The 19,180-nt window shown below is 65.5% G+C and carries 17 protein-coding genes; 3 read left to right on the forward strand and 14 right to left on the reverse strand.

The genetic code is table 11. The features are described from left to right. The first annotated feature begins 36 nt into the window (after positions 1 to 36). Positions 37 to 2,619, forward strand: a complete 2,583-nt coding sequence (locus N6C22_RS01060; RefSeq protein ID WP_261648746.1) for a PAS domain S-box protein — start codon at positions 37 to 39, stop codon at positions 2,617 to 2,619. Positions 2,620 to 2,633: 14 nt separating this feature from the next. Here the strand turns inward: N6C22_RS01060 and twy1 are convergent, their stop codons facing one another. Then, a complete protein-coding gene (twy1, locus tag N6C22_RS01065) occupies positions 2,634 to 3,623 on the reverse strand; it encodes a 4-demethylwyosine synthase TYW1 (protein ID WP_261648748.1) in 990 nt (329 codons plus the stop codon). 45 nt (positions 3,624 to 3,668) lie between these two features. Continuing rightward, positions 3,669 to 4,172 carry a hypothetical protein gene (locus tag N6C22_RS01070; RefSeq protein ID WP_261648749.1) on the reverse strand — a complete coding sequence of 168 codons (504 nt, stop codon included), beginning with the start codon at positions 4,170 to 4,172 and terminating at the stop codon, positions 3,669 to 3,671. Between the two features lie 186 nt (positions 4,173 to 4,358). On the opposite strand from N6C22_RS01070, the gene argS reads away from it, so the two are divergent. After that, on the forward strand, positions 4,359 to 6,113 hold the full coding sequence (argS, locus tag N6C22_RS01075; protein ID WP_261648751.1) for an arginine--tRNA ligase: 1,755 nt from the start codon (positions 4,359 to 4,361) through the stop codon (positions 6,111 to 6,113). 90 nt (positions 6,114 to 6,203) lie between these two features. Here the strand turns inward: argS and minD are convergent, their stop codons facing one another. Continuing rightward, positions 6,204 to 7,112 carry a cell division ATPase MinD gene (minD, locus tag N6C22_RS01080; protein WP_261648752.1) on the reverse strand — a complete coding sequence of 303 codons (909 nt, stop codon included), beginning with the start codon at positions 7,110 to 7,112 and terminating at the stop codon, positions 6,204 to 6,206. A 311-nt stretch (positions 7,113 to 7,423) separates the two neighbouring features. On the opposite strand from minD, the gene prf1 reads away from it, so the two are divergent. Next, positions 7,424 to 8,665, forward strand: coding sequence for a peptide chain release factor aRF-1 (gene prf1 / locus N6C22_RS01085; RefSeq protein ID WP_261648754.1), 1,242 nt, complete (start codon positions 7,424 to 7,426; stop codon positions 8,663 to 8,665). Between the two features lie 73 nt (positions 8,666 to 8,738). Here the strand turns inward: prf1 and N6C22_RS01090 are convergent, their stop codons facing one another. From N6C22_RS01090 to ahaH, 11 genes are all read right to left on the reverse strand, one after another. After that, positions 8,739 to 9,605 (reverse strand): hypothetical protein, encoded by an 867-nt coding sequence (locus tag N6C22_RS01090; RefSeq protein WP_261648756.1) that lies wholly within the window; start codon positions 9,603 to 9,605, stop codon positions 8,739 to 8,741. Positions 9,606 to 9,645: 40 nt separating this feature from the next. Next, complete coding sequence (locus N6C22_RS01095) at positions 9,646 to 10,038, reverse strand: DUF6276 family protein (RefSeq protein ID WP_261648757.1); 393 nt, start codon at positions 10,036 to 10,038, stop codon at positions 9,646 to 9,648. An 87-nt stretch (positions 10,039 to 10,125) separates the two neighbouring features. Continuing rightward, positions 10,126 to 10,818, reverse strand: a complete 693-nt coding sequence (locus N6C22_RS01100; RefSeq protein WP_261648758.1) for a V-type ATP synthase subunit D — start codon at positions 10,816 to 10,818, stop codon at positions 10,126 to 10,128. Between the two features lie 147 nt (positions 10,819 to 10,965). Then, a complete protein-coding gene (locus tag N6C22_RS01105; protein WP_261648760.1) occupies positions 10,966 to 12,372 on the reverse strand; it encodes an ATP synthase subunit B in 1,407 nt (468 codons plus the stop codon). A gap of 4 nt (positions 12,373 to 12,376) precedes the next feature. Next, positions 12,377 to 14,140, reverse strand: a complete 1,764-nt coding sequence (locus N6C22_RS01110) for an ATP synthase subunit A (protein WP_261648761.1) — start codon at positions 14,138 to 14,140, stop codon at positions 12,377 to 12,379. A gap of 3 nt (positions 14,141 to 14,143) precedes the next feature. After that, the gene (locus N6C22_RS01115) at positions 14,144 to 14,467 is read right to left on the reverse strand and encodes a V-type ATP synthase subunit F (RefSeq protein WP_261648762.1); all 324 of its coding nucleotides are present in this window, start codon (positions 14,465 to 14,467) and stop codon (positions 14,144 to 14,146) included. Beyond that, positions 14,464 to 15,525: a V-type ATP synthase subunit C gene (locus tag N6C22_RS01120; protein ID WP_261648763.1), complete on the reverse strand. Its 1,062-nt coding sequence runs from the start codon at positions 15,523 to 15,525 to the stop codon at positions 14,464 to 14,466. The genes N6C22_RS01115 and N6C22_RS01120 overlap by 4 nt, the downstream gene beginning before the upstream one ends. Continuing rightward, positions 15,522 to 16,106 carry a V-type ATP synthase subunit E gene (locus N6C22_RS01125; protein ID WP_261648764.1) on the reverse strand — a complete coding sequence of 195 codons (585 nt, stop codon included), beginning with the start codon at positions 16,104 to 16,106 and terminating at the stop codon, positions 15,522 to 15,524. The genes N6C22_RS01120 and N6C22_RS01125 overlap by 4 nt, the downstream gene beginning before the upstream one ends. Before the next feature lie 21 nt (positions 16,107 to 16,127). Continuing rightward, complete coding sequence (locus N6C22_RS01130; RefSeq protein ID WP_369684428.1) at positions 16,128 to 16,376, reverse strand: F0F1 ATP synthase subunit C; 249 nt, start codon at positions 16,374 to 16,376, stop codon at positions 16,128 to 16,130. A 256-nt stretch (positions 16,377 to 16,632) separates the two neighbouring features. Then, positions 16,633 to 18,846, reverse strand: coding sequence for a V-type ATP synthase subunit I (locus N6C22_RS01135; protein WP_261648766.1), 2,214 nt, complete (start codon positions 18,844 to 18,846; stop codon positions 16,633 to 16,635). Next, positions 18,833 to 19,165, reverse strand: a complete 333-nt coding sequence (gene ahaH, locus N6C22_RS01140; RefSeq protein WP_261648768.1) for an ATP synthase archaeal subunit H — start codon at positions 19,163 to 19,165, stop codon at positions 18,833 to 18,835. The genes N6C22_RS01135 and ahaH overlap by 14 nt, the downstream gene beginning before the upstream one ends. Positions 19,166 to 19,180: the final 15 nt, after the last annotated feature.

Raw genomic sequence — 19,180 nt, forward strand, 5'->3', positions numbered from 1 at the left:
TTTCGTCGGCCCTCTGTAATCGAAGGCAAGCATACCGTGTCGCACACGCGCTCTCTCCTCTACGTCGGGTCACGCGACGAGGCCACCCGACGGTCGGTGAACGCGACCCATCCCGATGACTGGCAGGTCATACCGGCGACGAGCGCCGCCGAAGCCGGGGACGCGCTCGCCGCGAACGCCATCGACTGCGTGCTGTGCGACCACGAGCTCCCCGACGAGACCGGCCTGGCCGTCCTCGACGAAATCGCACCGCAGGCCCCGATTCTCTACCGGACAGCCGAGCCGGACGGCGAGGTCGCCGCCGCCGCGACCGCCGCCGGTGCCGCCGGCTACTGCTACGGGGACGCCGACCTCGGCGAGCGACTGGCGGGGCTGGTCGAGACGCACGGCGACTCCGGCGGTGCAACGGCGTCCTCGGTGGTCGCGCCCGACGCCTCCGCCGCGGTCATCCTCGAACGCATCGGTGAGGCGTTCTTCGCGGTCGACGACGACTGGTGCTTCACCTACGTCAACCCGACCGCCGCAGCCCGCCTCGAGCGGACCCGCGAGGAACTCCTCGGCGAGAACATCTGGTCGGCGTTCCCGGAGGCCACCGACCTCCCGTACTACGAGAAGTACACGACGGCGATGGCGACACAGGAGCCGGTCTCCTTCGAGGCGTACTACCCACCGCTCGACCTCTGGACCGACGTGACCGCCTACCCGGACCCGGACGGCCTGTCGGTGTTCTTCCGGGACGTGACCCGGCGCAAGCGCTACGAGCAGATGCTCCCGGGACTCCTGCAGACCACGCGCGACATGATCCAGGCACGAGACCGCGAGACCATCGCCCACCGGACCGTCGAGGCCGCCAAAGACCTGCTCGGCCTCGACCTCACGGTCGTCCGGTTCCACGACCCCGAGACCGGCCTGCTGGTCCCGACCGCCGGGACCGACGACCTCGGCGAGGTGCTGGGTAACCGTCCGCCCTACGCCGTCGGTGAGGGCGGCCCCGGCGAGGCGTTCGCCCGTGGCCAACCGCTCTTCCGGACCGACATCGAACCGGCCGGCGACGACCGACTCGAACGGGTCGAGGCCGCGCTCTACCTCCCCCTCGGCGACCACGGCACGCTCAGTGCCGCGTTCCACTCCGCCGCGGGCCTCGGGCCGGTCGAACGCCAGACCGCCGAACTCCTCGCGGCCAACGCGACGGCGGCCCTCGACCGGACCGAACGCCAGCAACAGCTCGAACGGTTCGAGGCCGTCATCGACTCGGTCGAGGACATGCTCTACGTCCTCGGTCCGGACGGCGAGTTCACCTACGTCACCGAACCGTTCGCCGAGTTCCTCGGCTACGACCGTGACGAACTCGTCGGGGAGACACCGGACCGCATCACCGAGGACGCCGTCGTCGACCGCATCGAGGCCGTCGTCAGGGACCTCTGGAAGGACGACGACCGGCGAAGCGGGACCGTCAACGCCCAGGTCATCACCGCCAGCGGGACCACGGCCCCCATCGAGCTCGACGTCTCGCTCCTCCCCGACGACGACGGGCAGTTCGCCGGGTCGGTCGGCGTCGTCCGGGACGTGACCGACCTCCGGGAGACCCGCGAACGACTGCGCTCGGAGAACGAACGGTTCCGCTTCCTGTTCGACCACATCCCGGACCCGCTCGTCGAGTGCGAGTTCTGCGGGACCGACCCCATCGTCACCTCGGTGAACCCGGCGTTCGAGCAGGTCTTCGGGTTCGAGAGCGAGGCCATCGTCGGCGAACGCCTCAACGACTTCGTCGTCCCACCCGGCGAAGCCGACGACGCGGGCCGGATCGACCGCGAGATAGTCACCGATGGCGAGGTCACCGAGGAGCTTCGCCGCCAGACCGCCACCGGCGAACGCCACTTCCTGTTCCGGTCGGTGAGCTACGAACTCGACGGGACCCTGTACGGGTTCAGCACCTACACCGACATCACCGACCGCAAGGAACGTGAGCGTCGGCTCGAAGTGCTCCATACCGTCCTCCGGCACAACCTCCGCACCGAGATGAACCTCATCGGTGGCTACGCCGAACAGCTCGAACGAGAACTGGACGACGACCTCGACGAAGAGGTCGAACTGGTCGAGGACATCCGGGACGAGGTCCGCCACGTCGCGAACCTGAGCGACACCGCCCGCAACGTCGAGCGTGCCCTCGACCGGGCGGACGAGTACTCCGTCGGGAGCCAGGACGTGACCGGGTTCGTCGCCGACGCGGTCGACCGAGCCCGGGTGGCGTACCCCGACGCCGACATCAGCCTCGACCAGCCGGGCTCGGTCGCGGCGGTCGCGGACGACCGCCTCGAGTTCGCACTGACGAACGCCCTGGAGAACGCGGTCGAGCACTGCGACGAGCCGGTTCCACGCATCGCAGTGACCGTCGAATCGTGCGGAGAGTCCGTCGAGATACGCATCGCCGACAACGGCCCCGGCATCCCCGAACAGGAGCGCAAGCTCGTCACCGGCGAACGCGACATCACGCAGTTAGAACACGGCAGCGGCCTCGGGCTCTGGGCCATCACCTGGGTCGTGAACGCCTTCGATGGCGAACTGTCGTTCGAGACCTCGGACGACGGGAGCGTGGTCGTCTTGCGACTCCGTCAGTAGGTCGCCGGGACTCCTCAGTCGTCGACGAGCGGGTCGTCCGCCCAGAAGTCGCTGTCCTTCTTCAGCTTCGGGACCCACGTGTCCGCCTCCTTCGAGAGCACGGCGACACGCGACTGTGGGACGTCCTTGATCTCGTCGTGCTCGGGCATGTGCTCGGCGACGGCCTCGGTGAACTCGACGACCTCTTCGTGGGCCGGCATCGCCGACCGGTCGAGACGACCGCGCGAGTGCCCGACGTGCATGTACGCCTTCAGTTCGACGAAGTCCGGGTCCGCCCGCTCGTAGAACGCGGCGTACCAGTCGGGGTCCTTCATGTTCTCGCCCTTGACCAGGGTCGTCCGGAGGACGGTCCTGGTGTCCTCTTTGGCGGCGAGCACGTCCATCGTGTCGACCAGGTTCTCCCAGGCGTCGTCGTCGACCGCCTTCACCACGTTGTCGAAGGTGTGGCGCTCGGCCGCGTCGACCGAGACGTACAGTTGCGTGGGGTCACACCGCGAGAGCAATTCAGGGTTGGTGCCGTTCGAGACGAGGAACGTCGTGATGTCCCGCTCGTGGAACTCGTCGATGAGTTCCGGCAGGTAGGGGTACAGCGTCGGCTCCCCGTCGAGCGAGATGGCGACGTGGCGGGGCTCCATCGCCTGTTCGAACACGTCCCTGGGCACCTCGTCGTTGCCGCCGTACCCCGCGAGCAGCTCGCGCTGGAGTTCCAGCGTCGCGTCGGCGACCGCCGCCGGGTCGTCCCACTCCACGTCGCCGAGTTCGTAGGCGTGACCGGCGTGGTCGCGCCAGCAGAACACGCAGCGCTCGTTGCACTTGACGACCGGCGTCATCTGCATGCACCGGTGGGACTCGATGCCGTAGAACGCGTACTTGTAGCACTTCCCGTCCCCCGTCAGTGCGTTCTTGGTCCACCCGCAGGTCTGTGCCGCGGTGTGGTTCACGCTGTGGTAGTTCGGGCTGGAGACCTGCATCGGCCCGTCCCCGGACTCTTCGGAGTCGCTCATTGCAGGCGGATTCGGCGGCCGAGGGGAAAAGCGAACTGGTGCGGCTCAAAGCAGCGCGACGACGACGACGGGCCCGTCGTCCTCCTCGTCTTCTTCCGCATCCTCTTCATCCCGCTTCTCTTTCTCATCCTTCTCATCCCCTTTCTCCGTTTCATCCTTCTCTTTCCCGTCCTTCTCATCTCGCTTCTCCTTCCCATCCTTCTCTTTCTCATCCTTCTCCCCCCGCTTCTCCTCGTCCTCCGCTTCCTCCTCGTCATCGTCACCGATAACGATGAGAACGTCGTCGCTCTCGTCGTCCTCCGTGGGCCCGGGTTCGGTCGATGTGGTCGACTGCGTCTCGGTCGCAGCCGTGGCCTCGGTGTCGGGTTCGGACGTCGACGTTGCCGCGGTCGACTGTGATGCCGCTGTCTGTGTGTCCGTCGCGCCGCCGGTGGAGTCCACGTCCTGTGACACCGAGGGGGTGTCACCGGTTCCGACCATCGCGACCGCGACCCCGCTGACGAGCAGGACGATACCGAAGACCGACAGCAACCGCTGGAGCCGAACCATCGACAGTGGGTACGCACCGCCGCCCTATTGCTACCCTCTCGATAAGACGCTCGCATCGCGTTGCAGACCGTTTCGTACTGTTGCGACCCGGCGACGGTGGCGCGGCTGGCCCGAACGCACGACCCGACACCCCGGGTCCCTTCACATTCAGAAACCCCTTTACCCGAGAGCGAGGTACGTGGGCGTATGTTCCTGCAGCTACGGACGGAGGTCGAGGACGCCCTCACCGGGGCGCTCGCCGCACGCGACCTCCCCACAGACGACCTCGGTATCGAGGAGCCACCGGAAGACGTGCCGGCCGTTCTGGCCTCCAGCGTCGCCTTCCGACTGGCCAGCGAGGTCGGCGCACCGCCGCCGAAGGTCGCCGCCGACGTGGCGGGCGAGATCGACCCCGACGACTACGAGTACATCGGCGGCATCGAGACCCAGGGCCCGTACATCAACGTCCTCCCGAGCGACGCCTACTTCGTGGGGACGCTCCAGGCCGGCCAGGCCGAGGAGTACGGCCACCTCCCCGAGAAGAACGAGTCGGTGGTCGTCGAGCACACCTCCGCGAACCCGACCGGCCCGGTCCACGTCGGGCGCGCACGCAACCCCATCGTCGGTGACGCCGTCGCCAACACGCTCGACTTCGCCGGCTACGACGTCGAGCGCCACTACTACGTCAACGACGCCGGCCGCCAGATGGCCGTCTTCACCTGGGCCTACGAGACCTTCGACGAGGAGGACCTCGACTCCGAGCCCGAGCGCGACCGCATCGAGTACGACCTCGTGCGCTACTACCGCAAGGGCAACGCGTTCCTCGAGGACGGTCCCGCCGACAAGGTCGACGAAGCCGAGGCCGAGATCCAGTCCATCATGCAGGGCCTCGAAGAAGGCGACGAGGAGACCTTCGAGCGCGTCTCGACCGTCGTCGACCAGGTGCTCTCGGGCATGCAGGAGTGTCTCGCGCGCCTGCCCGCCGAGTTCGACCGGTTCGTCAAGGAGACCCAGTTCATGTTCGACGGCTCCACCGACGACCTGGTCGCACGGCTCAAGGAACTCGACGAGGCCGTCTACGAGGAGGACGCCTGGCAGCTCGACCTCACCGAGCACGGCATCGACAAGAACATGGTGTTCCTGCGCTCGGACGACACCAGCCTCTACACGACCCGTGACCTCGCCCACCACGAGTGGAAGTTCGACAACTACGACCGCGCCGTCACCGTCCTCGGCGAGGACCACAAGCTGCAGGCCGACCAGCTCCGCACGACGCTCGACCTGCTGGGCAACGACGTCGAGAAGCTCGAGAACGTCATCTTCTCGTGGGTCAACCTCCCCGGCGGCCTCGGGATGTCCACCCGCGCCGGCACCGGCGTCGACCTCGACGACCTGCTCGACGAGGCCATCGATCGCGCCCGGAACGAGGTCGAGACGCGCATGGAAGACCGCATCCGCGACGACGACCTCACCGAGGAGGACATCGAGCGCATCGCCCACCAGGTCGGCATCGGGGCGGTCCGCTACGACATCGTCTCCAAGCAGCCGACGAAAGCCATCACGTTCGAGTGGGACCAGGCGCTCGACTTCGAGGCCCAGTCCGCACCCTACGTCCAGTACGTCCACGCGCGCTGCTGTGGCATCCTCGACGACGCCGAGGAGATTCCCGACGAGGTGGACGCGAGCGTCCTCACCGAACAGGCGTCGGAGGACCTGCTCCGCGTCATCGCGCGCTTCCCGGCCGTCGTCGAGGCGGCCGCCGCCGACCTCGAACCGCACTCGGTCGCGACCTACACCCGCGAGTTCGCGGAGACGTTCAACGCGTTCTACCGCGAGTGCCCGGTACTCAGCGAAGAAGACGACGAACTCCGCCAAGCCCGCATCGCACTCGTCGCGGCCTCGCGCCACACCATCGCGAACGCGCTGTCGATCCTCGGCGTCGCCGCGCCCCACTCGATGTAGGGGCACCAGGGCCGGGTGCACCGCTCACGAGACCAGCTGCTGTTTTTCGGAGCATCGGAGAAGCAGTGACGACCGTCGACGCGGCGGGACCTATTCGTTGGTGCTGTCGTCGGCTTCCGCGTCCCGGATCCCCAGATCGTCTTCACCGTCGATCTCGGAGATGGCCGCGGACACGTCGTCCTCGCTGGCCGCCTGAGCACCCTCGTCAGGCACCTCGCCACCATCGGTGTCGGGACGGGGCTGCTGGCGCTTCGGTGCCTCGAATCGCGGCCGCTCGTCGGCCGACGCCTCGCCGACCAGCCGGGCAGCGAGGTAGCGGTACGCCCGCGACGCGCGGCTGCGGGGCGAGTGGACGACCAGCGGCGTCCCCGCGAAGACGCTCTGTCTGACGGCATCGTCCTCCGGAACCGTGACCAGCAAGGGCAGGTCGAGCCCGTCGGCGATCTCTTCGTGGTCGATATCACTGCCGGGGCGCGTCCGGGTCAGGACGAGTCCCGCGAGCGTGCCGCCGGCCCGGTCGGCGAGTTCGCACGTCTTCGTCGCGTTCTGGAGCGCGGCCGGTTCGGGCGTGGAGACGACGATGATGGCGTCCGCGAGCCCAAGCGGGAGCACGGTCTCGTGGCTCACGCCGGCACCGACGTCGAGCAGGACGTAGTCGAACTCCTCGCGCAGCGTCGTGACCACATCGCGGAGGTTCTCGGTCTTGACGCCGGCGTAGCTGTCGAGTTCGTTCCCGCTGGGGACCGCCCAGATGCCGTCCGCCAGCTGGTACGTCGCGTCCATGACGGCGGCCTCGCCGGCGAGTACCTCGTGCAGGGTCACCGAATCGGGGCTGAGGCTGACGAACCCTGCGAGGTTCGCCATCCCGAGGTCGACGTCGACGATGGCGACGCGGTTCCCCGCGCCCGCCAGCGCGGTCCCCAGATTCACTGTTGTCGTCGTCTTCCCGACACCCCCCTTCCCGCTCGCGATAGCGTACACCGACTCCTGCGTGGTCATGCTAGGTGGACAGACTCGTGGACGACTAAAAAACGTTGAGGGGGACACTGTAGCACGACAAACCCTCACCCATCGAGCCCGTGGGCTGGCTGTCGCATCGGGGGCGAACAGGCGGCAGCCGCGTCGCCGGTCGAGGGTCTGCCGCGCACCCGCCTCGGCCACTCGACCGGTCCTGGTCAGGACACACCGGCGCTGGCCCCGGCATCGTATATGAACCCTCGACCACCGTCTCCGGGCCGCTACCGTGGGACGTGTGGGCACGCGAGCCGCAAGGAACAGTTACTTACCGCCCGCCCGGCCTAGAATCGCCAATGAGTGAGCAGGAGGGCGAGGCGCAGTCCGACCGAAAGAAGTACGAGTTCCAGAAGATCATCGAGGAGCTCCAGGACTACGAAGGATCAGGCACCCAACTGGTCAGTATCTACGTTCCCGAGGACAAGCAGATCAGCGACGTGGTCGCCCACGTCACCCAGGAGCACAGCGAGGCAGCCAACATCAAGTCCAAGCAGACCCGGACCAACGTCCAGGACGCCCTGACGAGCATCAAGGACCGGCTCCGCTACTACAAGAACCCGCCGGAGAACGGGATGGTGCTGTTCTCGGGCGCGATCGACGCCGGCGGCGGCCAGACCGACATGGTCACCAAGGTACTCGAGGGGCCGCCACAGCCCGTCGAGTCGTTCCGCTACCACTGTGACTCGGCGTTCCTCACCGAGCCGCTGGAGCACATGCTCGCGGACAAGGGCCTCTACGGGCTCATCGTCCTCGACCGGCGCGAGGCCAACGTCGGCTGGCTCCGCGGCAAGCGCGTCGAGCCCGTCAAATCAGCGAGTTCGCTCGTCCCGGGCAAGCAGCGCAAAGGTGGCCAGTCCGCCCAGCGTTTCGCCCGCCTCCGCCTCGAGGCCATCGACAACTTCTACCAGGAGGTCGCCGAGATGGCGAACGAGCTGTTCGTCCCCGAACGCCACGAGATGGACGGCGTCCTCGTCGGCGGTCCCTCCCCGACCAAGGACGAGTTCATGGACGGCGAGTACCTCCACCACGAGGTCCAGGACATCGTGCTCGGCAAGTTCGACGTCGCCTACACCGACGAGTCCGGCCTCTACGACCTCGTCGACGCCGGCGAGGAGGTACTGGCCGACGCCGAGATAATGGAGGACAAGGAGCTGATGGAGACGTTCTTCAAACAGCTCCACAACGGGAACAAGGCGACCTACGGGTTCGAGCCGACCCGCCAGAACCTCGTGATGGGCTCGGTCGAGACCCTCCTCATCTCCGAGGACCTCCGTGACGACGTGGCCGTCTACGACTGCGGCGGCACCGAAGAGTACGAGGTCGTCGACCACCGCAAGAACACGCCGACCCACCAGTGTGAGGACGGCACCGAGGTCGAGGCCGAAAAGCGCGAGGACGTCATCGAGTTCCTCATGAACATCGCCGACCAGCGCGGCACCGACACGAAGTTCATCTCCACCGACTTCGAGAAGGGCGAACAGCTGCTCAACGCCTTCGGTGGTATCGCCGGCATCCTGCGCTACTCCACCGGCGTCTAAACCGGCGGCCGTTCCTCGGTTCTCCTGCTCTTCGCACCTCGTCCGAGCGCGACGCTTCGCTTCGACGACGCCGCTACCTCGACTGCTCGGAAACATACCACAGACTAGTCAACGAGAGGAGGACCGGCCTGCTATCGGTGAGTTCTCTCGCCAGCTCGTTCGAGGCTGGAAGGGTGAGACCGTCGGTACATAGCTCGGATACTTGCGAGTCCGAAATCGGTGGAGACGCGGTACACGAGCGAGGAGTCGTCTCCTGCTCGGTCGTCCATGCGCTGAGCGAGAGCGCCGCCGGCGGCCAGTCCGGTGTCTGTACCGGTGGTGAGTGAATCGTGTAGGGCTGGTCGCCGACGATAACCGTGCGGTCGCGAACCATCTCGCCAGCCGGGACGGCCACCATCCGTTCGATTCTGTTCTCGCGCCCGGGCTCGGTCTCGGAAACGAGAGTCCGAACCAGAGACTGCACTGGTCGGGGGAACGTCGACAACGGTTCGCCGTCCGAGGGAGACGAGTCTGTCAGGGTGTACCAGAGTCTGTACCGCGCGGCGGTGGTACTACGCAGCTCGATAGCAGGCCCATCGGCACCCGTCGTCAGTGGGCCAAGTTCGCCGTGGGGGAAGACCCCGCCTGCACTCCCGAGCGCGGTGTATTCGAACGCTGGAATCTCCTGAAAGATACGTGACTGGTACGACGATACATCCCCGAGCAAGAGGTCCTGTTGGCGCGAATCGACGACCCACAGTGGCGTGTCGGCGGTGAGCGCACCCCGACTCACCGGGTTCGCCGTGAACCGAAGATTTGTCCGGTCCGTCGAAGTCCCTGATAGAGTGGGTGAGTGCTCGCCCGGGGTCGACGACCCGCTATTCGATCCCAGTTGCTGACAGCCGGCGAGGGTCAGACTCGCGGCGCTGGCAAGGGACGAGAGGAGCGACCGCCGTTTCATATTCTGACCGATATGTATAGAGAGTAGATAAATACCCGACTTACTCCAGCAACTGCTCCAGCTGCTGCCGTCGTCGCCCGATCGCCACCGACGGCTGCAGGTGCGAATCCGTCTCGAGCTCCTCGAGTACGAGCATCGGGTCCACGCCCTGTCCCTCGACCCGTTCGAGCAACTCCTCTATCTTCCCGCGGTTCAGTGCGAGCGAGGAGAGCAACCCAACGATGAGTGCCATCTCGACCGCGGCCACCTCGTCCGCGGGAAACGCCTCACTCACCTGTGAGAAGTCGGCGCTCGCGGGCGCACTCTCGACGGGCTGGAGATGGAGACACGACGTGCAGATGGCTACCGCCTCGCTGCCACCCGGTGCGTACGACGCGACCGCGTCGGGCACCTGGAACGGGACGCTCTCCGACCGACACTCGGAACACTGCATACGAGGAAGGAAACGCCCGATTGCCTAAAATCTAGGCGGCGCTACGCGCGATACGGCGAGAGACGAACAGAGATGGGGGAAAGAGAGTCAGTCCGCGGCTGCAACGACGTCGGCTTCGGCTTCCTCGGCCTCCTCCTGCCGAGCTTCCTTCTCCTCTTTCTCCTTCTTGTCCTTGATCTTCTTCATGCGGAAGATCTCCTCGCGCTCTTGCTCTTCGAGCTTCTGCTCGATGTACTCCTGGTTCTCCTTGAGTTCGGGCAGGAGCTTGAACTCGAGTGCGTTGACACGACGCTTGGTCGTCTCGATCTCGGTGAGCATCTTCTTCATCGCCGTCTCGACCTCGGCGGCGAGGATGATGGTCTCCAGCAGTTCCTCGTAGGCTTCCGCGGCCTCGTCGATGCGGGCGGAGGTGCCCAGCACACCGTAGCCACGCTCGTCGAGGGACTTCTGGACCTTCGAGGACTCGATCTCCGGCACGACGACGCCCATGATGTTGCGGGACTCCGTCGTGATCTCGGGGTGCTCCTTCAGTGCGGCCGCCGCCCCGCGGACCGCGACGTCACCCTCCATGGCGCGTGCCATGTTGATCTTCTTCTGTGCCTCGTCGTAGTTCTCCTCTAAGTTCTCACGGACGTCCCGTGCCTGGTCGAGGATGTCCATGAACTCCATGATGAGGCCGTCGCGCTTCTGTTCCAGCGTGTCGTGACCCCGCTCGGACAGCTCGATGCGATCCTCGATCGCCATCAAGTTCTTGCGAGTGGGCTTGACGTCGTTGGCCATTACGAGGGGCTTGCACACCCAGCCTGTTAACCCTTTACGATTGTCTTCACGCGCGAGCGCGTGCGAGGCGGCGAGACTTGCCTTTCGAGGGGGCTGACTGCCGGGCGCTGTCGCTCACGGCGCGGAAAGAGAGAGAAAGATACCTGTTCAGGCTTCGACTGCCTGCCCTTCTTCGACGTAGTACTCCTCGATGAGGTCCTCGTCGATACGGTTGAGCTCCTCCTTCGGGAGCGTCGAGAGCAGGTCCCAGCCGATGTCGAGCGTCTCGTCGATGGTACGGTCGGTGTCGTACCCCTGCTGGACGAACTCCTCCTCGAAGCGGTCGGCGAAGTCGAGGTACTTGTTGTCGAGTTCGGACAGCGCCTCGCGGCCGACGATGTTCACGAGGTCGCGCAGGTCCTCACCCTCCGCGTACGCGGCGAAGAGCTGGTCCTTCACGTCGGCGTGGTCCCCACGGGTGAGGCCCTCACCGATACCGTCGTCCATCAGGCGCGAGAGGGACGGCAGCACGTTGACCGGCGGCTTCACACCCTGGGAGTTCAGGTCGCGGTCCATCATGATCTGCCCCTCGGTGATGTATCCGGTCAGGTCCGGAATCGGGTGCGTGTCGTCGTCACCCGGCATCGTGAGGATGGGCAGCTGCGTGACCGAGCCCTCGCGGCCCTCGATGCGCCCTGCGCGCTCGTAGAGCTGGGCCAGGTCGGTGTACATGTACCCGGGGTAGCCACGGCGACCCGGAACCTCTTCGCGGGCCGCACCGATCTCGCGCAGCGCCTCACAGTAGTTGGTCATGTCCGTGAGGATGACCAGCACGTGATAGCCCTTGTCGAACGCGAGGTACTCTGCCGTGGTCAGGGCGAGACGCGGGGTGACCGTCCGCTCGACTGCGGGGTCGTCCGCGAGGTTCATGAAGACGACGGAGCGCTCGAGTGCACCCGTGCGCTCGAAGTCGTCCATGAACTCGTTCGCCTCTTCGGCGGTGATACCCATCGCGCCGAAGATGACTGCGAACTCGGTGCCTTCGTCGTCCTCGCCCTCGTCCTCCTCCGGGACGGTCGCCTGACGGGCGACCTGGAGTGCGAGGTCGTTGTGCGGCAGCCCAGATGCCGAGAAGATCGGCAGCTTCTGGCCGCGAACGAGGGTGTTCATGCCGTCGATGGCGGAGACGCCAGTCTGGATGAACTCCTCGGGGTACTCACGCGAGTACGGGTTGATAGCCGCCCCGACGATGTCGCGGCGTTCGTCCGGGACGATGTCCGGGCCGCCGTCGATGGGGCGACCGGACCCGTCCAGCACCCGCCCGAGGAGGTCCTCGGTGACGGGCATCTTCATCGTCTCGCCAAGGAAGCGAACCGAGGACTTGCGGTCGATACCTTCGGTGCCCTCGAAGACCTGGATCGCCACCACGCCTTCTGAGGATTCGAGCACCTGGCCACGCTTGGTCTCGCCGTTCGGGGTCTCGATCTCGACGATCTCGTCGTACCCGATGGCCTCGTCGACCTCGGCGAACACCAGCGGACCGCTGATCTCTGTAATCGTCTGGTACTCCTTCATGGTCTTAGTACATCTCCCGGAGTTCGTTCGCGAGCTCGTCTTCGAGCTCCTCGACGTACTCCTCGTAGTCTTCCTGCACGCCGATGCGGTTGAGTCGCGGGGCGGCGTCGGTGTTCTGGATCTCGTCGACGGGGACGCCAGCGTCGAGGGCGTTGAACGCCTCGTCGTTGAACGTCTTGATGGCGTCGAGCATCATGTAGATCTTGTCGGGCTCGCAGTACGTGTCCACGTCGTGGAACGCGTTCTGCTGGAGCCACGCCTCGCGGAGGTAGCGAGCGACCTCGAGGGTCAGCTGCTGGTCGTCCGGAAGCGCGTCCTTGCCGACGAGCTGGACGATCTCCTGCAGTTCGGCCTCCTCGTCGAGGACGTCGACGGCCCACTGGCGCTTCTCCGGGAAGTCCTCGCGGACGTTCTCTCGGTACCAGGGGTCGAGCTGGTCCTTGTACAGCGAGTAGGACTCGTTCCAGTTGATGGCCGGGAAGTGACGACGCTCGGCGAGGTCCGCGTCCAGCGCCCAGAACGTCTTCACGATACGCAGGGTGTTCTGCGTGACCGGCTCGGAGAAGTCACCGCCCGGGGGCGAGACTGCACCGATTGCGGACACGGAGCCCTCCGTGCCGTTGATGTTCTCGAACTTGCCTGCACGCTCGTAGAACTCGGAGAGACGCGCGGCGAGGTAGGCGGGGTAGCCCTCCTCACCGGGCATCTCCTCGAGACGCGAGGAGATCTCGCGCATGGCCTCTGCCCACCGCGAGGTGGAGTCGGCCATGAGTGCCACGTCGTACCCCATGTCGCGGAAGTACTCCGCGATGGTGATACCCGTGTACACACAGGATTCACGCGCGGCGACCGGCATGTTGGACGTGTTCGCGATGAGGCACGTCCGGGACATGAGCGGCTTGCCCGTCATCGGGTCCTCCAGCTCCGGGAAGTCCTCGATGACCTCGGTCATCTCGTTGCCACGCTCGCCACAGCCGACGTAGACGACGATGTCCGCGTCGGCCCACTTCGCGAGCTGGTGCTGGGTGACCGTCTTCCCGGACCCGAACGGTCCCGGAATCGCGGCCGTCCCACCCTTCGCGATGGGGAACAGACCGTCGAGGATGCGCTGACCGGAGACGAGCGGCTCGCGCGGGGTCTTCTTCTCCTTGGACGGTCGCGCACGGCGGACCGGCCACTCCTGGTACATGGACACTTCCTCGCCGTTCGCGAGTTCGACGACCGTCTCCTGGACGGTGAAGTTGCCGGACTCGACGGACGAGACCTCGCCACCCTCGAAGTCGGGGGGCACCATGACCTTGTGCTCGATGCTCTCGGTCTCCGGGACGGTCCCGACGATGTCGCCGGGCTCGACCTCGTCGCCTGCCTCGACCTCCGGGGTGAACTCCCAGGTCTTCTCCAGGTCGATACCTGGTGCGTCGACACCGCGGTCGAGGAACGCCGAGTTCATCTTCTCCTCCAGTTCGTCGAGCGGGCGCTGGACACCGTCGTAGATGGCGTCCAGCATGCCGGGCCCGAGGTCGACCGACAGCGGCTCGCCCGTGTTCTCGACGGGTTCACCGGGGCCGACACCGGAGGTCTCCTCGTACACCTGAATCGTGGTCAGGTTCCCTTCTATCTCGATGACCTCGCCCATCAGACCTTCGTCGCCGACGTAGACGACGTCGTTCATCCGGGCGTCGAGGTCCGCAGCGGTCACGACAGGACCGCTCACGCTCTCGATGACGCCGTCCTCGCGGACGGTGTCGGATTCTGTTGCTTGACTCATGGTTTAGTCTTCATCCATCAGGTCGATGCCGATGGCTCGTTTGATCTGGTCGCGCAGCCCGCTGCTTCCCGAATCGCCACCCAGCGTGACGAACACCGGTTCGACGCTCGTCTCGACCGTCTTTCGCGGGTCGCGCGAAAGATAGTCGAGGTCGTCGGCGTGGATGACGACGATACCGATACCGTCGTCCTCGGCGACACGGCGCACGGCGTCGTCGAGTTCCTCGTCCTTCTCGTCCTCCGGGACGTTCTCGAACGCTCGGACGCCGGCCAGCCGGAAGCCGGTGGTGAAGTCCGGACTGCCGATGACAGCTATCTCCTGGCTCATATGGTGACCAGCTCCGCTTCGATCTCCTCTTCGTTCAGTCCCGCTTCCTTGCCGCGCGCGATGGCGCGGATGTTGTCAATCTCGCGTTCCTTCGCGATGAGGTACGCGAGCACCGGACAGATGGAGAGCGGGAACACGTGCGAAAGGTGGTCCGCGTACTCCTGCAGGGCCGCATCGAGCGCGTGCTCGAAGCCGATGAGGCTCTCCGCGTCCTCGAGTTCAGAGAGTGCGGCCGAGAGGTCGCTCCCGTACGTGCTGTCGCGGATGCGTGCGACGAGCTCGTCGGTGTTGCTGACCAGCTGCGTGAGTTCTGCGGCGTCGAACAACCGCCCACCCTCGATGAAGTACTCCGAGGGGTCGATGTCCGCGCCACTGCGTGCGAGACGCAGCGCGTTCCGGACGTTACGGAAGTCGATCTCCGCCTGCAGGAACTCGAGGTACAGCGCACTGGGGCTGTCTACAGCGTCGGTCGTGCCCACCTCGTCCAGCAGGTGCTCGTAGAACGCACGGTCGACGGCGTTCTCGAGCGGGACGAGAACGTTGGACTCCTGGTACTCCTCGAACGCGACCTCGAGGTCGGGCCCGAAGAGCGTGCCTTCCAGCAGCTCCACGGCATCCTCGATGGACTGGGCCTCGAGGAGTCGCTGCAGGAAGCGCTCGTCGAACTCACCGGCGCCGATGAGGTCGGGTTCGACCTCCTCGGCCGACGAGTCGGCGTACAGGCCGCGCAGGATCGTCTTGACGTTCCACGCGTCGAACTTGCGCAGGTACGCCGCGATCTGGTTGTAGATGCGGCCGTTCGCCCATTCGAGCACGTCTTCGAAGTTCTTCGCGAGGTTTCGGTTGAGCGCGTACTCGATGAGGTCGACCCCGCTGTGACGGGAACCGAGCGCGTTCATCTCGGCCTCGTACTCGGTCTCCTCCATGTAGCGGGCGATCTCGCCCGGCCCCATGCGTACGAGCTTCCGGTAGTCCTCGTCACCGAACAGCTTCGCTCGACGTGCCCTGACGCGGGCGTTGACGTATTCTGGATTCGAACCGCGGTCGCTCTTGCTCATTGCTCGTCGAACAGCTGGGAGCTGATTTCTCGCAGGTTGTCCTCCCAGACGTCTTCGAGCACCGAGTCGAACGTGTTGTTGACCCGGAGACGACTCTCCTCGCTCTCGACGACGACGCCGCCGAGGCAGTCGTACTCGCCGGCGTACTCGTAGCCGTCGTAGTCGGCGAGAATCGTCTCGAGCAGGTCTTCGTCGCTGGCGCGGCCGTAGACGACGGCGCTGTCGACGGTTTCGAACTCCTCCGCGGCTGCGTCGAGCAGTGCACGGGTGAGTTCCTCGCGCTCGTCACCGTCCAGGGCGACGATCTCGGACTCGACGTCCTCGCGGACCTGTTCCAGCACGTCGCGACGCGCTTCGAGGCGCATCTGCTTGGCCTCGAGTTTGGCGCTCGAAAGCTGCTGCTCGCGCTCCTGTGCTACCTTTCGTTCGGCCGCGCGCTCTGCCTCTTCGAGCGTCTCCTCGGCGTCGGCTTCGGCTTCCGAGATGATCTCCTCGGCCTCCGCCTCTGCGTCCTCGCGGATTTCCTCCGCACGCGCGCGGGCTTCGTCTCGTATGTCCTCAACGACTGTTTCCAAACTCATTGTAAGAAAGTGGGGAGCGGTTTAGACGAAGAGCGCGACCAGCGCGAAGATCACCAGCGTCTCGGGCAGGACCGTCAGGACGATCCCGATACCGGTAGAGATGGAGTCTTCGGCGAGTGCGCCGACTGCGGCGGCACCGATGCCGCGTTCTGCGTACCCTGCACCGATCGCGGCCAGCCCGATACCGAGAGCTGCACCGGAGTCTGCGGGAATCGCGGGAGCGTTACCCTCCTGCAGGGCGATGTCTGTTACGTTGTTCAGTGCGGTCATTCCGACGTCGGCGAGAGCTTCGAACATGTTTACGTATACCTCGTGGTTTGTAACCGGACAATCGCTAATCACCGCACTGGCTTCATAAAACTTCCCAAAAGAAACCGCCGATTCTGCCGGTATAACAGCTAATTGGCGGAGTCCATGGGGTTTATACTTTCGATTGACGCCGGGTTTCCTGACAGTCGGAAGAGACGAATCTGAACAACTGTGAGGAATCAGCCGCCAAACAGCGAGAGAAACGAAAGGGCCGAGCTCAGTCCTCGGTGGTGTAGGTGCGCTCGTACCCGAACGGGTTGAACACGCGACCGCCACCCTCGTAGAACTTGTCGAAGAACTCGACGTACTCGAGACGCACTCCCTGCAGTCCTGCGCTCGTCACACCGAGCAGCAGGACGACGAGGTGGCCGACGATGAGGATGAGGACGCCCGCGAGCGCCATCCCGATACCGCCGTGCAGCAGGCCGCCGAACATGACCTCGGTGACCTCGTGGCCGTGGTACGTCCCGACCTCGAGCATGTGCTTGGGGTCGTGGGTCGTCCCGAAGTGCCACTCGGCACCCTTCTCGGTCTCGACGACGTACACCCCGAAGAAGAGCAGGTTGACGACGAACGCCATCCCTGCCTTCGCCAGGATGACTGCCCCGATACGCAGGTAGGACAGGACGTTGACGAGCACGTTGACGGACTCCAGCGCACCGACGAGGAGACCGAACCCGCCCATGTGCTGGACCTCGCCGTAGATCATCGCGACGAGCCCACCGACGAACAGCACCAGACCGAGGGTGCCGATGGCCGGCGAGAACCCGGTGAATCCGAGGTCGTAGACGGCCTTCGAGCCGCCGAACGACTGGAACAGGAAGTCAGGCTTCAGGCCCTCTGCCTGCGTGCTGAAGATCCACATCCAGACCCCGAACATCATGGTCGCCCACGAGCCGTTCTCGATGAACGCCGTGACGGGACCGTGGTCGAGGTCGTTGATGAACCCGAAGACGTACCCCACCGTCAGGTGGAGCAGGCCGAGCAGCATGCTCACGACGAGCCAGGTCTGGCCGTACTGCAGGTAAGCTGGCTGGAGACCCTTGTGCATCGGCGGGCTGCCGCCGAACAGGACCTCACCCAGCACGTGTAAGCCGAATATCTCGCCGTACAGGATACCGAACAGCATGGTGAACCCACCGGCCCACAGGCCGATGCCACCGAGTGCCTTCAGCACGTCGCTGTTGGTGCGCGTGTAGAGCAGGAAGCCGACCGCGGTGTAGATGAGCCCGTATCCGAGGTCGCCCAGCATGAACCCGTAGAACAGCGGGAACGTCATGAGCAGGACGATAGTCGGGTCGAGTTCCGTGTACTTCGGTCGGTTGACCATCTCGATGAGGAACTCGAAGGGTTCTGCGGCCTTGTTGTTCTGCTGGACGGTCGGCGGTGCGTCACCCATCGTGACGACGCCACCGTCGGCGGCCGCCTCGGCACCACCGGAGGTCCCGTGGGACTCGCCCGGCATCTCCGAGGAGCCGACCGCGTGGCCCTCGTGGTAGTCGGCGCGTTCTATCTCCTGGACCTCGGCGTGGTCGCCGACCGCGGAATCGAGTTCGCGCGTGAGGGTGTCGACCTCGTCGGTCGGGAGCCACCCTTCGGCGACGAATGCGTTCTCCGTCGTCGCGAACTGCAGCGGCGCTTCGGACTTCTGGACGTCGATGGACAGGCGCTCCTCGGCGGCCAGCAGGAAGCCGGCGGCGTCGAGGCGCAGGTCCTCGAGTTCGTCCTCGACCGTCGTGAGCTTCGATTCGAGCTGCTGCCGACGGTGGCGCAGTTCGTCGATGTACTCGGTCGGGTCGCCCTCCCCGTCGGGAATCTCCTGACGGGTGAAGTTCGCGCGGACGAGCAGGTCGTCGAGCAGGCTGTCGCTCGCGTTCGACTCGGGGTACGCGAAGACGGCGATGAGGTCGCCGCCACCGCTCTCGACGTCGAACGACCGGATCGCCTTCGCCCCGTTGAGCTCGGCTTTCACGGCCTCGACGTCGCCTTCACCGACCGCGACCTGCAGCGAGTCGTAGCCCGAGAGCAGGTGCAGCGGGATTCCGAGCTCCGCGAACGGTGCGAGCGAACTCACTTTCTCGTCGAGTTCACGCACTTCCGCCTCGAGCTCGTTCCGGCGGTCATCGAGACGATTCGCCTCCTGGCGAACCTCTTCGAGCTCCTCCTCGAGCGCGTCGTCCGTGACGATGCGGCTCGGGCCGGCGTGTTCGGCCTCGACACCCAGGATGCTCTTGATGGAGCGAACGGTGACGAGTTTCTCTGAGGCGTCCTCGGCACCCTCGACGGGGTTCCCGTTGGAGAACCCGTCCCAGGAGCCGTCGTAGTCGCTCAGGTGAACCAGGCGGAGATCGTGTACCGTCTCGATGACGTCGTCCATGACGGACTTCGAGCCCGTCACGGACACCTTGCTCATTTGCTCAGGTCTGAGCATGTACCTCCTCCGTGAATGTTTCGAGGACGTAGTCGACGACCTCGCTCGTGCGTCCCTCGGCGCGGGTACGGAGTTCCTCGCGCTCCGCCTCTCCCTCCTCGAGGATCTGCTCGCGTTCCTCGGCTATCTCGGTGCGAGCTTCCTCAAGGCGGTTCGACTCGAGCTCACGTGCGTCGTCCTCCGCCTCCTGGCGGATTTCTTCGGCACGGTCCCGGGCCTCGGCGATGCGCTCGTCGCGGTCGGCTTCTGCCTCGGCGACGATGTCGTCGGCCTCCGTCTCGGCCGTCTGAATTCGTTCGAGAACCTCTGGCCTCGGCATGGCTTGAACACGCGT

Source organism: Haloarchaeobius sp. HME9146 (assembly GCF_025399835.1).
In the GTDB taxonomy this organism is placed as follows: domain Archaea; phylum Halobacteriota; class Halobacteria; order Halobacteriales; family Natrialbaceae; genus Haloarchaeobius.